9 protein-coding genes are annotated in these 14662 nt (G+C 64.4%); 2 read left to right on the forward strand and 7 right to left on the reverse strand.

Features of this window, described 5'->3' with window-relative positions; all coding sequences use genetic code 11:
* Positions 1-4 precede the first annotated feature (4 nt).
* The 4 genes from R1H25_RS14060 to R1H25_RS14075 form a co-directional block, all read right to left on the reverse strand.
* Complete coding sequence (locus R1H25_RS14060; RefSeq protein WP_049447539.1) at positions 5-2293, reverse strand: TonB-dependent siderophore receptor; 2289 nt, start codon at positions 2291-2293, stop codon at positions 5-7.
* Positions 2294-2441: 148 nt separating this feature from the next.
* Positions 2442-2846 (reverse strand): hypothetical protein, encoded by a 405-nt coding sequence (locus tag R1H25_RS14065; protein ID WP_317223885.1) that lies wholly within the window; start codon positions 2844-2846, stop codon positions 2442-2444.
* A gap of 203 nt (positions 2847-3049) precedes the next feature.
* The gene (locus R1H25_RS14070) at positions 3050-3382 is read right to left on the reverse strand and encodes a non-heme iron oxygenase ferredoxin subunit (protein ID WP_088479813.1); all 333 of its coding nucleotides are present in this window, start codon (positions 3380-3382) and stop codon (positions 3050-3052) included.
* On the reverse strand, positions 3379-3918 hold the full coding sequence (locus tag R1H25_RS14075; protein WP_088479814.1) for a GNAT family N-acetyltransferase: 540 nt from the start codon (positions 3916-3918) through the stop codon (positions 3379-3381). The genes R1H25_RS14070 and R1H25_RS14075 overlap by 4 nt, the downstream gene beginning before the upstream one ends.
* Positions 3919-4158: 240 nt before the next feature.
* Here R1H25_RS14075 and R1H25_RS14080 point away from each other — a divergent pair, with 240 nt between their 5' ends.
* Both R1H25_RS14080 and R1H25_RS14085 read left to right on the forward strand, forming a co-directional pair.
* Complete coding sequence (locus R1H25_RS14080) at positions 4159-9489, forward strand: wall-associated protein (RefSeq protein ID WP_317223886.1); 5331 nt, start codon at positions 4159-4161, stop codon at positions 9487-9489.
* A 3-nt stretch (positions 9490-9492) separates the two neighbouring features.
* Positions 9493-10449: an RHS repeat-associated core domain-containing protein gene (locus R1H25_RS14085; RefSeq protein ID WP_317223887.1), complete on the forward strand. Its 957-nt coding sequence runs from the start codon at positions 9493-9495 to the stop codon at positions 10447-10449.
* An 889-nt stretch (positions 10450-11338) separates the two neighbouring features.
* Here R1H25_RS14085 and R1H25_RS14090 read toward each other — a convergent pair.
* Genes R1H25_RS14090 through sufC form a run of 3 tightly spaced genes read right to left on the reverse strand, consistent with a single transcriptional unit; the run spans position 11339 to position 14618 of the window.
* On the reverse strand, positions 11339-12595 hold the full coding sequence (locus tag R1H25_RS14090) for a cysteine desulfurase (protein WP_121503983.1): 1257 nt from the start codon (positions 12593-12595) through the stop codon (positions 11339-11341).
* Positions 12592-13854, reverse strand: coding sequence for a Fe-S cluster assembly protein SufD (gene sufD / locus R1H25_RS14095; protein ID WP_317223888.1), 1263 nt, complete (start codon positions 13852-13854; stop codon positions 12592-12594). Before sufD ends, R1H25_RS14090 begins: the two co-directional genes overlap by 4 nt.
* Positions 13854-14618, reverse strand: coding sequence for a Fe-S cluster assembly ATPase SufC (sufC, locus tag R1H25_RS14100; RefSeq protein WP_019337095.1), 765 nt, complete (start codon positions 14616-14618; stop codon positions 13854-13856). Before sufC ends, sufD begins: the two co-directional genes overlap by 1 nt.
* Between the last annotated feature and the right edge of the window lie 44 nt (positions 14619-14662).

Here is a 14662-nt window from a genome sequence, read left to right on the forward strand (position 1 = left end):
TACATCAGAACTTCACGTTCAGTGCCAGGGTAGCCGAGCGACCCGGGGCGATGCTCGCGTAGTGCGAGGCATAGGCCTTGGTGAAGTAGGTCTTGTCGGTCAGGTTCTGCACGTTGAGCTGCAGGCTGATGTTGTCCTGGATCGCGTAGCTGGCCATCGCGTCGAAGCGGGTGTAGCTGGCGATCCACTTGGTGTTGGCGACGTCACCGTACTGCTTGTCCGAGTAGAACGCACCGGCGCCGAGGGTCAGGCCGATCGGGAAGCGGTAGGTGGTCCACAGGTTGGCGCTGTGCTTGGCGGTGTTCGGGAACACATTGCCGTTGTTCGGCGACGGCACGTAGATACCGCTCGGGCAGGTGCGGCCGGAGACGGCGCAGACGAAACCGTTGTCCTTCAGTTCCGAATCCAGGTAGGTGTAGCCGCCGTACAGGCTCCAGGCATCGGTCAGCTGGCCGGTGAAGCCCAGCTCGAAGCCGTTGATTTCCTTCTTGCCCGCGTTCTGGCTGGTGCCGTTGTCGATGGTCACGCGTGCGTTGTTCATCACGGTGTGGAAGATCGCCGCGGTCAGGTTCAGGCGGTTGTCCAGCAGGTCCCACTTGGTGCCGAGTTCGAGGTTCTTCGTATCCTGCGGCTTGAGGTCGGCCACGGCGGCGCTCAGGCCGTCCGAACCGTCGCCACCATCCATGCCCGGCGGGGTCGAAGAGGTGCCCCACGACAGGTAGATGCTGCCGTTGGCGGCCGGCTTGAACACCACGCCGGCCTGGTAGTTCAGGAAGTCGTTGCTGTTGCGCACGCGGGTCGGTGCCGCACCGGCCACCGGGGTGGTCAGGGTGGTGCGGAAGTCGTCGTAGCGCAGGCCAAGGTTGACCATCCACTGCTCATTGAGCTCGATGGTGTCGAACACATAAGCAGAGGTGGTCTTGGTGCGCTGCTCGACATCCAGTGCCTTGTCGCTGCGGTATACCGAATGGGTGGCCGCCCACGGATCGCGCGGGTTCGGATTGGCGAAATCGGTGCAGTTGTAGCCGGTGGCTGCGCCGGTGGTCGGGCACTTGCTGTTGCCGGTGAGCGGGTTGCTCGTGCCCGGGGTCATCAGGTAGCTGCCACGGGTCATCTTCTCGTCGCTGTACTCGACGCCCGCGCTGTAGCTGTGCTTGAGCGCACCGGTCTGGAAGGCGCCGGTCAGGCCCAGCTGGTCGGCGAAGCTCTTGACGTCGACGGCGCGGCTGTTGGTGCGGCGCCACAAGGTGCCGTAATTGTTCGGGTTGCCCTGGCTGTCGTCCGGCTGGGTCCACAGGTAGTCGTTGCTGGTGTTGCCCAGGCGCGCGATGTTCCGCAGCTTGTGGCCGCCGAAATCGTAGCTGGCGTCCAGGGTGCTGATGTCGGCGCGGGTGCGCTGGAAGTCACGGTCGACCAGACCGTAGTAGTTGTTGCGGTCCGGCACCATCGGGCGGCCGTCGACCCACTTCGAGGCCGGCGCACCGTTCGGATTGCCGTACGGGAAACCACCCGCGTCCGGCAGGTCATCGCTCTGCATGTGGTAGTGGCTGGCGATCAGCTGCGCCGGGCCGTTCAGGCCGAACGCGATCGACGGCGCGATGCCCCAACGGCTGACATTGGCAGCGTCGCGGCCGGCGATGTCCGACTCGTGCTTCATCAGGTTCAGGCGGGCCGCGATGCCATCGCCCAGCACGTAGTTGGCGTCCACGGTGCCGCGCGCGTAGCTGTCGGTGCCGATGCCCATGCTGGCGCTGGTCTCGTTCTTCAGCTTCGGCGTCTTGCTCACCAGGTTCAGGCTGCCACCACCGGAGTCACGGCCACCGTAGGCCGAGCTCGGGCCCTTGACCACTTCCACCTGCTCCAGGTCGAAGATCTCGCGGGTCTGCGAGCCGACGTCGCGCAGGCCGTCGACGAAGACGTTGCTCTGCGAATCGAAGCCACGGATGAACGGGCGGTCGCCGGTCGGGTTGCCGCCTTCGCCGGCACCGAAGGTGATACCCGGGACCATGCGCAGCGCATCCTGCAGGTTGGTCGCACCGGTTTCGGCGATCAACTTTTCCGACACGATCGATACCGACTTCGGGGTGTCCAGCAGCTCGGCGGTGAACTTCGGCGAGGACGGATTGAACCAGCTGCCGCGCACCTGCACCTTGTCCAGCTCGGTGGCGTTGCGGGAGCCGGCGTCGGCGCTGTCGGCGGCCTGTGCGACCAGCGGTGCGAAACCGGCGGCCAGGGTGGCGGTAGCGAGCAGGGAAACGCGCGGGGCGTGCTTGCGGGACGTGATGTGGGTCATGGCGGTGGGTAGTGGCGTGGATCGGGAAAGGGCGAGGGCCGAAGCGCAGGCAGCGCGTCGACGCGTGGAGGGCTTCTTCTGTAGAGCCGAGCCGATGCTCGGCTGGCAGGAAACGCAATCAGGCGCACGGCAACGGCCGCAGAGGGCCTCAGCTGGCGTGCGGTGCGGGCGGCGCGTGGCCGGGGTTCAACCGCAGTGCGGGATCGTGCAGCTGCCAGCGCAGGGCGTCGGAGCGCCACAACGGGATATGCGCGACCAGGGGGGCGCGCGGGGGAGCCCGTCCGGTGCAGGGCGTGGTGCCCTCGCTATCCAGCGGCGGCTCTGGTGCGGGCGCGGCATGGTGCGGGCACTCGTCCGCCGGCGGCGCCGGCATCGGCATGACCTGCTGCAGATCTTCAGCGTGTGCCTGCCAGCCGTGTGCGGCCGGATCGCTGGCACGCCCTTCGTGCAAGGCCGACCAGCCCAGCAGCAGCGTCAGCAGCGCGGCCACGAGCAGCGGCCACCCTTGACGGGCGAGCTGGCGCAGCGTGGCGATGGGCGCGGGCGAAGCCATGGCGCGGAGGCGGAGTCGTTACGAAGATGTTACGTAGAATAACATCAACGATAATGATTCGCATATGCGCAATCCGGCAGGCGGTCCGGATGGTCCGGAAGGGCCCCGGAAGGCCCCTCAGTGCACTCCAGTAGATCCACCCCATGGGTGGATGCTCTCTCGCGGGGCACCCCGTGGGTGATCCCTCAGGGCGGAGCGCCGCCTCAATCCCGGTCGTCGCGGGTCCAGACAGCGTCGTGCTCGCGCTTCACCGGAAACTTGGGCACAGGGCTGTAGGCCGGGGCACACAGGGCGCGGCCGTCTCGCACGTCGAAGCGCGCCCCATGCAGCACGCACTCCACGCTGCCTTCGGTCGTGTTGAACTCGCCCGAGGACAGCTCAAACTCCTCATGCGTGCACTGGTCTTCCAGGGCATACAGCTCGCCATCGAGGTTGAACACCACGATCGGTGTGCCGGTCACATCGTCGAACACGCTCTTCATTTCACCCGGCAGCAGCTCGCTGCCGGCACAGACAAAGGTCCAGGCCTCGCTCACGCGGCGGCTCCGGCCAGCGGCTTTTCCAGGATCTCGAAGCGCAGGTCGTCGCGCTTGGGAATGCCGAAGCGTTCGTCGCCATAAGGGAACGGCTTCTTGATGCCGGTGCGCTGGTAGCCGCGGCGCTCGTAGAAGGCGATCAGCTCGTCGCGCACGTCGATCACCGTCATCTGCATCACCGGCACGCTCCATTCGCGCGCGGCATGCGCTTCGGCAGCCTCCATCATCTGCTTGCCGACACCGCCGCCCTGTTGGGCCGGGTCGACCGAGAACATGCCGAAGTAGCCCTTGCCATCGACATCGGCAACGTGGGCGCAGGCCACCAGCTGGTTCCCGCGCTCGGCCAGCAGGATGGTGGAGCGCGGGCGGTCCAGGTCAGCCTGGATGCCTTCGGCGTCGATGCGGGCGCCGTCCAGCAGGTCGGCTTCAGTGGTCCAGCCAACGCGGCTGGCGTCACCACGGTAAGCCGAGGTGACCAGGGCGATCAGGGCGGGGATGTCGGCCGGCGTGGCGGCCCGGTAGGTCAGGGTGGTCATGGGGACATTCTAGGTGGAGCGGGGAGGGGCGCGGGAGGTCGCGGGATGGGGGGCTTTGCAGAGTGTGTCGACTACATCCTGTTGACGCCGCCTTCATGTTTCGTTCATAACTGCAGCCAGCACCCGCCCACCGTGATGCAACGCGTGGCTGTCTGCCGGAGTGGGTGCCGCCTAGTCGAGGGCCAACTGCCGTTCGGCGCGGGTGGGGCACACAGGGACGTCGATCCAGGGAGGATCTGCATGCAGTCTGGCCTCATTTCTCATCCGCGCGCCGCAATGGCCGCCAAGTGTCTGCTTCTGGGTGTCGTTGCCCTGTGCGTGCTGGCACCGGTCGGCGTTTCCGCGCAGATCGTTCCCACCTGGCGCCAGGAGTACGACAAGCGGCTGAAGTACGGGGACCTTGTCGAACCGCTGAAGGGCGAGATCTTCGGCGAGCAGGTCAATCTCTATGACGGCTCGATTAGTTTCAAGGCCACGGATATTTCGATTCCGGGCAACGGTGGGCTCGCGGTATCGCTCAGCCGCAGTTACGGGGATGTCAGCGGCAGTGCAAATGACAAGGAATATGGAAACTGGGATCTCGACATCCCATCGCTTTCAGGCATCTACGGAGACCAGCCCGAAACCGCGATCGGCGGGCATTGGACGCCAAGTGCCCGTTGCTCGACAGTTTCCGCACCCCCGTCGCTGGATGTCTGGAATTACAAGCATACCCAGACCATCAGTTTTGCTCCGTACACCTATTGGGAGGGGGTGAGGCTTTCATTGCCGGGCGGAGGCGGTGAAACCGTCCTGGCGGGCAGCGGGGACGCGCGCCAGCCAACGCCCCAGGTTGGCACGCCAACGCCCTGGAACACAAAAGGGGGATGGTTCTTCTCCTGCCTCAGTGCACTCAAGAGCGGCCAGCCGGGCGAGGGTTTCCTGGGCCACGCGCCAGACGGAACTAAGTACTACTTCGACTGGATGGTGGCGCGCGAGAACGAGTCTGCCGTTCTCCAGCCCTACGACACCATCACCCATGCCACGCTGAAACGGAAAAAGGTCTTCCTTTATCCATCACAGGTTGTCGATCGTTTCGGCAACTGGGTCCGCTACGAATGGAGCGGCGGGCGGCTGGATCGAATCGTTGCCAACGATGGGCGCAGCATCAGCCTTGCCTATGACTCCCTGGGCCGTATCGCAACGGCGACGGCAGCGGGTCGAACCTGGACCTATGGCTACACCCCGGCCGGTGTGTTGCAGTCGGTGACGCTGCCGGACGGGACGGCGTGGAGCTACAACCTGCCGCCTGTCAATGTGACGAAGAAGTACCAGGAGTACACCGGGCAGGACGTCTGGGCCTATATGGAGGTCCCGGCTCTTTGCGCGAAGACGAACAAGATTGTGCAGACCGAGGTTGCAGCCTCCATCACGCACCCATCAGGCGCGGTAGGAACCTTCGTGTTCCGACCCTTCCGGCATGGCCGCAAGAATGTTCCGTTCAACTGCCAGACTTCCGGGGACGACCAGTTGCTGGCCGACGGATGGAATCTCACACCCATCTATCGGGACGCGATGTCGCTGGTGGCAAAGCGGATAAGTGGCCCGGGGATGCCCACGGCGGAGTGGAGCTATCAGTACACCAATCTGGGGTGGGAGTACGACAGGAGAGTCGACCAGGCTGGGTGGCCGGCGATCCCGGTGGGGCAGGCAGAGCCCAAGATAACGATTGAAACCCTGCCGGATGGCACGATCCGGACATACGAATTCGGAAAGGAAGTTGGCTATAACGACGGTCTGCTGCTGTCGACGACAACCAGCTCTGGTGGCGCGGTGGTTCGAACCGAGCGCAGTAACTACTACCCGGACGCGCAGCTTGCCAGCGCACCGTTCCCGCGCGAGGCGGGTCGGAATCTCAAGTACGGGGCCACGGAGCTGGGAGAGCATCTGAACCGCCCAGTGCAGAGCACGATCATCAATCAGGACGGCGTGCAGTTCACCCGTACGGTGCAGGCCTTTGATGCCTTCGTCCGCGAAGTTTCCGTCGTCGAAGCGAATTCCGCTGGACAGAGTCGCACCAGCAGTACCAGCTACTACGACAATCCCGCGCTATGGGTGAACGGCCAGACGGCGCGCAGTGTGCTCAACGGCATCGAGCAGTCCCGCACCGAATTCGATACGGCCAAAGCGCTGCCGCTGCGCGCCTACGCATTTGGCCGCCTGGCCCAGCAGGTGACCTACGCAGCCGACGGCACGGTTGCATCGGTGGCCGATGGCCGTGGAAATACCAGCCATCTGTCGGGATGGAAGCGTGGTGTTCCGCAGCAGCTCCGCATGCCGGCCACGCCCGAAGCGCCCAATGGTGCGATGCGCACGGTTGTCGTCGACGACAACGGTTGGATCACCTCGCTGACCGACGAAACCGGCGCAACCACCAGCTTCAGCTACGACAGCATGGGCAGGCTGCGCAGCCAGCAGTTCCCTGGCGGCGACAGCGTGAACTGGAATGGCGTAACCATGGACCTGCAGCGCCTGGGTGGCGCGCAACTGGGCGTGCCCGCCGGGGCATGGAAGCACTCACGCACGCAGGGCGGGCGGCGCACCGATACCTACCTGGATGCGATGTTCCGCCCGGTGCTGGTAACCGAAAACGCCAACAACGTGCTCGACAGTGCCGTGGTGACCCGCTACGACACCAGTGGCAAGACCGTGTTTGCCTCGTATCCCACGCGGCAGCTCTCCGATATCAATGCTGCCCTGGCCGGCACCACGACGCAGTACGACGCGTTGGGCCGCCCCACCGTGGTCAGTCAATCGTCCGAGCTGGGGGCACTGGTTACCCGCACCGAGTACGTGGGCAATCTGTCGGTGAAAGTGACCAACCCGCGCGGCCAGGCGACGACGACACGGCATCTTGCCTACGACCAGCCCAGCTATGAGATGCCGCTGACGCTGCAGCACCCGGAAGGCGTGGTGACCGAGATCCAGCGAGACACGTTGGGCAAGCCGCTGGCGATCACCCGCCGCAGTGCAGACGGCAGCCAGTCGCTGACCCGCCGCTACGTCTATGACGGCTACCAGCAGCTGTGCAAGACCATCGAACCGGAAACCGGCGCGACCGTGCAGGATTACGACGCGGCAGGCAACGTGCTGTGGTCGGCGGCCGGCACGGGTTTGACCAGCACCACCGACTGCAACCGCAGTGAAGCGCTGGCCAGTGGACGTGCGGTGAAGCGTAGTTACGACGCCGCCAACCGCTTGTCGACCCTGATCTTCCCGGATGGGCGCGGAAATCAGAACTGGTCCTACGCACCTGATGGTCTGCCTGCCGAGATCAGTACGCAGAACGATCCGGCCCGGCCGATGGTCGTCAACCGCTACCAGTACAACCGCCGCCGCCTGCTCAGCGGCGAAACCCTGCAGCATCCGGATCTGGGAAGCCTGAGCCTGGCCTATGGTTACGATGCCAACGGGACACTGGCCAGCAATACCTATCCGGGTGGGCGTGTCGTCAGCTATGCGCCGGATGCACTGGGTCGGGCGACGACGGTCGGCGGCTATGCAAAGGAGGCCAGTTACTTCGCCAACGGCGCGTTGGCCCGCTTCGTCTATGGCAACGGGATCGTGCACACGTTGACCCAGAATGCCCGAGGGCTGCCCGACCGCAGCCGCGATGCCACCGCAGCGGCCGCAGTGCTGGATGACAGCTACGACTACGATGCCGGCGGCAACGTGATGGCCATTTCCGATGGCCTGCCCGGGGCGCCCGGCAACCGGGACATGACCTATGACGGCCTGGACCGGTTGCGGACGGTCACTGCGCCGGGCTTCGGCAACGCGTTGTATGAGTACGACGCGCTGGACAACCTGCGCCGTGCCAAGGTCGGCAGTCGCGATCGTACGCACTACTTCGATCCGACCAATCGGCTGGTCAACGTGATCGAAACCGGAACCGGGGCGACCGTGACCGGTCTTGGCTATGACGTGCAGGGCAATCTTTCGGTGCGCAATGGTCAAGCTTTCACGTTTGACTACGGCAACCGGCTGCGCGCGGCGGGGACGGCGGAGAGCTACGAGTACGACGCCCACGGTCGCCGGGTGAAGGCCGGGGCCAGTGGCAAGGGGGCAATCTACTCGTTCTACGACAACGGCGGCGTGCTGCGATTCCAGCGTAACGAACGCACCGGCAAGCAGACCGACTATCTCTATCTGTCAGGCAGCCTGGTCTCCCAGGTGCATGGTGAAGCCGCACCCAGCGTTCCCGCGCTGAGTGCGCCGGGCTACATCACCCAGGGCAGCGTGAACCTGACCTGGAGCCCGGCCGGTGGTGCCAACCGCTATGAGTTGCAGCGTGCCCTTGCAGGCACCTGGAGTACGGTCTTCGATGGCGCGGCGCAATCGTTCACCAGCACCGGTCTGGTCACGGGAACCTATCAGTTCCGCGTGCGCGGTTGCAGGACGGTGTGCGGCGGATGGAGCAATGTCGCATCAGTGGCCGTGGCATTGGCGCCATCCACCGTACCGACCTTGAACCTGCCTGCCACGGCCTTCAATGGCAGTTACAGCGTGGCATGGTCTGCGGCCTCCGGTGCCGAGCGCTATGAGCTGGAGGAAAGCGCCAATGGCGGCGCTTGGGTCCAGGTGCACAACGCCATCGGTCAGTCCAAGGCCTTCAGTGGCAAGGCAGCGGGAAGCTACAACTACCGGGTTCGCGCATGTAACCCGGTGGGGTGCACGGGATACAGCGCCACGGCTGCGGTGACGGTGGTGTATCCGCCTGCCACTGCGCCAGGTCTCTCTGCGCCGGCACGCTCTGCGCCGGGCAGTATCGGCATTGGCTGGAACGGGGTGGCTGGTGCCACGCGTTACACCTTGCAGGAGAGCAGTAATGGTGGCGGATGGGTCACGCTGTTCGACGGCAACGCGGGTTCCTATGCCACCGCTGCACGCGGTGTGGGCAACTATGACTATCGGGTTGCCGCCTGCAATGGCGCGGGCTGCGGACCGTGGTCGGCTACGTCGACGGTAGCGGTGATCGGGCCGCCGACGATCGAGCCGGTGATCAGTGCGCCGGGCCTGGTGAACGTGCCGCAGTACAGCCTGAGCTGGTCGGTGCCGGCCAACAGCGAGAGCTTCGTGCTGGAGGAGAGTGCCAATGGTGGTGGCTGGACGGTGGTGCATAACGGCGGCGGGAACAGCTTTGGTGCCAGCCGTGGCAAGGGCAGCTACGCCTATCGTGTAAGGGCGTGCAACTTCGCTGGGTGCAGTCCGTACTCCGGAGTCGTGACTGTTGCGGTGGTGTTGCCGCCGGGGGCGACGAGCCTTTATCTGGCAGAGTGGCTGACGACACGCAGGCCGCCTTATCAGGTCCAGTGTTCTGCCGGGTGGAGCCCGGTGGCAGATGCAACGGAGTATCAGCTCGAAAGCGGTGGCGGTGGCCAGCGTCTGTACACGGGCCCCCTGACCTACGTGAACGACAGTGGCGGGACATACTGCGCGCATGAGTATCGCGTGCGTGCCTGCAACGCAGGTGGTTGCTCACCGTGGTCGGCCGAACGGCCGGTCACCCGCGGCGTACTGAGCTGGGACTAAGCCATGAATGGACTCTCTTTGCTGTTGATTCGGGCGGTACTCGCGGTGGGGGCGCTGGCAGCCTGTGTGGCTCCGGCGGTCGCACAGGAAGTCGTCGAGTACATCCACACTGATGCACTGGGTTCACCGGTGGCGATCACCGATGCCAGCGGAAACGTCATCGAGCGTACGGTGTATGAGCCGTATGGGGCGGTGGTGAATCGGCCGTTGAAGGATGGGCCGGGATATACGGGGCATGTGACGGACTCGGGGACCGGGCTGAGTTACATGCAGCAGCGGTATTACGACTCGGGGCTGGGTGTGTTTCTTAGTGTGGACCCAATTTCCGCATCGAGCTCAATGTTTGGACGCTACTTCTACGGTAACAATAGCCCCTACAGATTTGTGGACCCGGACGGGCGTGCGCCTGAAGAGAAAAGCCAGAGGAGATCCGCAGTGGTGGGAAGCAAAATAAAGAATGGGATGGTCGCTCCAGGGAGCCGTATGGGAACTCTGGGAGCTGCGAATGCTGCATCAGGTTCGAATGGAAGCTATGGGCGAGAGCCGCGGGCATCCGATCCTGAATGGACCCGAGATCCTAAAGTAAAGGGACAGATGGAGAGCGCTTGGAATGATTCGAACCCGTTCGCCCCGGCCGTTCGCAGGGGGGAGTCTGGGTCTCTGAAGCGAGAGAACGGCGGATGGGTCGTCCAGTTTGTGGGAGAGGAAGGCCATGAGTTGGTAAGGTCGCCCGCGGGAACCAGGGACAGAATGTCAATGGAGTCCACTAGAAAGCCTTCTGAATTCGAATGCGGATGTATAGTAAAGGGATATTTTCATACGCATCCAAATACCAGAGCAGAGGGTTATTTCCCTGGTACAAACGGGTATGACTACGACTATCAGTTACAGCAGGGAGTCCCCGGTATGATTCGGGGGCATGAGGGTTATGAGTTCATCCCCATTCCGGGAGGTCGCTGATGATAATTTATAGGCTGACGCTTGGTTCAATGCTGTGCCTTGTCGCAACTGCGGGTTGTTCGGCGCGAGAGGTAAATGAGGGCGGGCATGTTGATGCATGTATGTCGGTAATAGCTGACTACGTGAAGGCCTCGCGGGGGTGGGGCAGAGATCTCTACGACATTGTTCCGGAGGGTAAGGGGGGGGCGCTTCGGGGGTATGCAGTAATGCATCGTGACGACAAGGGCAGGTTGCCATCAGAAGAGCTTAAATCATTTCACGTTGATTTGGATTCGAGCTGCAAGGCTGTCGTCGCTGAACTGGGTTATCAGTGATCAAGGGTGTTCTCGAGAGAGTTGTTCGTTCCCGTCGGTATGGGGTGGTAATTAAAGTTGAATGAAGCTCACATTTTTCTTCAGGTGGGGGCTAAGTGACAGTCATTATTGAGAGCTATCCTGTCTGCTCTGCCTCCATTCTAGGTGCCATGTGGATAAACGCATTTGCGGCTCACAGGATGTTGCTTAAAATCGAGCGTGAACGGCCGGAAGTACTCGCTGCAGTCGGAATCATCAAGGTTGATTGGTGGCTTAGGTGCTTGCGCGGTATTGCAGTGCTTGCCCTTACTTCCAAAGGGCAGACGCTCCATCAGGGGGAACGGTGGGTGTTGAGGGGCGTCGTGATGATGTACGTCTTCTTGATTGCCTCCGGGGTATCCATGCTTGTTGGCATGTAGGGGACGGTGCCTCAAGGTCGTTGATGGTGGATGGATCGGCATTACGGTGAGATTGCCCGTTCCTGGCATCGCTCAGCGTTTCTCGGTTACACCTCTGCTTGCTTTCGTCCAGCGCGCAATAAAAAAACGCCGCAGTTTCCTGCGGCGCTCTCATACTTCCCCGATTCTGGCGAATCCTCAGCCCAGCAGCTTTCGCACCTTCGTCAATGCCGTCATGAACCGCTCGATCTCGGCATGCGTGTTGTAGAACGCCAGCGAAGCTCGGCAGGTAGCCGCGACGCCGAAGTACTGCAGCAGCGGATGCGCGCAGTGCTGGCCAGAGCGCACGGCCACGCCTTCCAGGTCGAGCAGGGTCGCCAGGTCGTGCGCATGCGCGCCATCGATCAGGAAAGAGACCACCGCAGCCTTCTCCGGCGCTTCGCCGATGATGCGCAGGCCGTCGACGCGGCGCAGCTCTTCGGTGAAGTGCGCCAGCAGTTCGGCTTCGCGGGCTTCCACGTTCTCCTGGCCAAGCTGCTGCAGGTAGTCGGCAGCCACACCCAGGCCGATGAAACCGGCGATGTTCGGGGTGCCGGCTTCGAACTTGTGCGGGGCATCGTTGAACACGGTGCCGTCGAAGCTGACTTCCTTGATCATCTCGCCGCCGCCGAGGAACGGCGGCATCGCATCCAGATGCTCGCGGCGCGCCCACAGTGCGCCGGTGCCGGTCGGGCCGCACATCTTGTGGCCGGTGATGGCGTAGAAATCGCAGCCTATCGCGGCGACGTCGACCTTGCGGTGCGGTACGGCCTGCGAGCCATCGACCACGGTGATGATGCCGCGCTTGCGCGCTTCACGGCAGATCTCGCGCACCGGATTGACCGTACCCAGCACGTTGGAGACATGGGTGACCGCCAGCAGCTTGACTTCCGGGGTCATCGCCGCGCGCAGCGCATCCAGGTCCAGCGCGCCATCAGGGGTGATCTCGGCTACGCGGATGGTGGCGCCGGTACGCTGCGCGACCAGCTGCCACGGCACGATGTTGGCGTGGTGCTCCATGCGCGTGATCAGGATCACGTCACCAGCCTTCAGTCGCGGCAGCGCCCACGAGTAGGCCACCAGGTTGATGGCGAAGGTGGTGCCACTGCACAGCACCAGGTCGCTGGGCCGCACGTTGAGGAAGCGCGCCAGCTTGTTGCGTGCGCCTTCGTAGGCATCGGTGGCCTCGCTGCCCAGTGCATGCACCGCACGGCTGACGTTGGCGTTGTAGCGGCGGTAGAACTCGTCCACCGCGCCGATCACCTGCACCGGCTTCTGGCCGGTGTTGGCATTGTCGAAATAGACCAGCGGCTTGCCATGCACTTCACGCATCAGCAGCGGGAAGTCGAGGCGGACGCGGTCCCAGTCGGGGGCGCCGGCGCGTTCTTCGATCGGTCGCGGCGTGGACAGGTTCATGCCACACCCGCCTCGGCGAGGGCCTTGTCCAGGCGACGTGCCAGCTGCGCACGCAGCGCGTCCGGCAGGACCTTCAGCGGCTCGTGGCAGAACGCGGCGCTCAGCAGAGCCTGCGCCTGTGCCTGCGGCAGGCCGCGCGAGCGCAGGTAGAACAGCGCATTGGCGTCGAGCTGGCCGACAGTCGCACCGTGTGCGGCCTTCACTTCATCGGCGTCGATCACCAGCGTCGGCTGGGTGTCGATCTCGGCATCGGCCGACAGCAGCAGGTTCTTGTTGGACAGGTTCGCGTCGGTGCCATCGGCGCCTTCGCGGATCTGGATGCCACCATGGAACACCACGCGGCTGCGGTTGGCGGCGACGCCGCGCCACAGCAGTTCGCAGGAGGTATCGCGTGCGATGTGGTCGATGCCCAGGCGGGTTGCGACGTGGCGGCGGCCATTGCCAAGCAGCACGCCGTTGGCGGTCAGCTGGGCATTGTCGCCTTCCAGGCGCACGTTCAGTTCATGGCGGCTGAGCGCGGCGCCCAGTTCCAGGTCGACGCGGTGGTACTGCGCGTCGCGCGCCAGCACGGCGTCGGTGCGCAGGAAGCTGGTCTGGCGCGCGCTGCCGGCCTGCACGCGGGCGTGCTTGAGCACGGCATCACGGGCGACGTGGGCATGCAGCACGGTGTTGTCCAGGTGGGCGGAGTCACCCACGCTGAAGCGGTGCTCGACCACGCCCAGGCTGGTGCCGGCACGCAGTTCGATCAGGTGACGGTGGTGCCAGGCCAGATCGGTGTCGCTGGCGACGCTGGCGAATACCAGCTGCAGCGGCACGTCGACCTGTACGCCTTCATCCACGCGCAGCACCACGCCTTCATCGGCCAGCGCGGCATTCAGGCGGGCGAAGATCTCCTCGCTGTGCTCGTAGCGGCGGCCAAGGAAACGCACGGCGTCTTCGCCGGCGGCCAGTGCGGCCGACAGCGGCTGCAGCTGCACGCCGGCCGGCAGCGCCTGCACGTCGCTCAGCGCGGCATCCAGGCGGCCGTTGACGAACACCAGGCGCGGTGCCGGGATGTCCTCCAGCAGCGCGGCATCCAGCGCCGGGCCCTGCAGTGGTGCAGCCGCGAACGCACGGCGTTCCAGCTGGCGCAGCGAGGTGTACTTCCAGGCCTCGTTGCGGGCGGCCGGCAGGCCGTCGCGCAGGGCTGCATCCAGCACTTCGCGGCGCGCATCGCTGCCGCAGAAGGCCTGGGCCATCGAATCAAGCAGGGCGCTCATCAGACCGCCGCCTCGGGCACAACCCGGTCCTTCAGGAAATCATAGCCGTGCGCTTCCAGTTCCAGTGCCAGCTCCGGGCCGCCACTCTTGACGATGCGGCCATCGGCCAGCACGTGCACCACGTCCGGCTTGATGTAGTCCAGCAGGCGCTGGTAGTGGGTGATGACCAGGAACGAGCGATCGGCGGCGCGCAGTGCGTTGACACCATCGGCCACGCTCTTCAGCGCATCGATGTCCAGGCCCGAGTCGGTTTCGTCCAGGATCGCCAGCTTCGGTTCCAGCACGGCCAGCTGGAAGATCTCGTTGCGCTTCTTCTCGCCACCGGAGAAGCCTTCGTTGACGCCACGGTGCAGCAGTTCGTCCTTCAGGTGCAGCACGGCCAGCTTCTGGCGCACCAGCTTGAGGAACTGCATGGAATCGAGTTCTTCCTCACCGCGCGCCTTGCGCTGGGCGTTCAGTGCCGCGCGCAGGAAGTAGGTGTTGTTCACGCCCGGGATTTCCACCGGGTACTGGAACGCCAGGAACAGGCCGGCGGCGGCGCGCGCTTCCGGGTCCTGCTCCAGCAGGTCGACGCCGTCGAACTGCACGCTGCCTTCGGTCACTTCGTAGCCGTCGCGGCCGGCCAGGACATTGCCCAGGGTGGACTTGCCGGCGCCGTTCGGGCCCATGATGGCGTGCACCTGGCCCGGCTGGACGTCCAGCGACAGGCCCTTGAGGATTTCCTTGTCGCCGATGCGGGCGTGGAGGTTTTCGATCTTCAGCATGGTGGGGGTTTCCGTGGGGCGGGCCGCGGCCCGCCGGTAAAGAG

This window comes from Stenotrophomonas veracruzanensis (assembly GCF_032911525.1).
GTDB classification, from domain to species: domain Bacteria; phylum Pseudomonadota; class Gammaproteobacteria; order Xanthomonadales; family Xanthomonadaceae; genus Stenotrophomonas; species Stenotrophomonas africana.

Bases quoted from the DNA above. Each gene is read 5' to 3' on its own strand.
- R1H25_RS14060 (WP_049447539.1), bottom strand. From the start codon at position 2,293: ATGACCCACATCACGTCCCGCAAGCACGCCCCGCGCGTTTCCCTGCTC.
- R1H25_RS14065 (WP_317223885.1), bottom strand. From the start codon at position 2,846: ATGGCTTCGCCCGCGCCCATCGCCACGCTGCGCCAGCTCGCCCGTCAA.
- R1H25_RS14075 (WP_088479814.1), bottom strand. From the start codon at position 3,918: ATGACCACCCTGACCTACCGGGCCGCCACGCCGGCCGACATCCCCGCC.
- R1H25_RS14080 (WP_317223886.1), top strand. From the start codon at position 4,159: ATGCAGTCTGGCCTCATTTCTCATCCGCGCGCCGCAATGGCCGCCAAG.
- R1H25_RS14085 (WP_317223887.1), top strand. From the start codon at position 9,493: ATGAATGGACTCTCTTTGCTGTTGATTCGGGCGGTACTCGCGGTGGGG.
- R1H25_RS14090 (WP_121503983.1), bottom strand. From the start codon at position 12,595: ATGAACCTGTCCACGCCGCGACCGATCGAAGAACGCGCCGGCGCCCCC.
- sufD (WP_317223888.1), bottom strand. From the start codon at position 13,854: ATGAGCGCCCTGCTTGATTCGATGGCCCAGGCCTTCTGCGGCAGCGAT.
- sufC (WP_019337095.1), bottom strand. From the start codon at position 14,618: ATGCTGAAGATCGAAAACCTCCACGCCCGCATCGGCGACAAGGAAATC.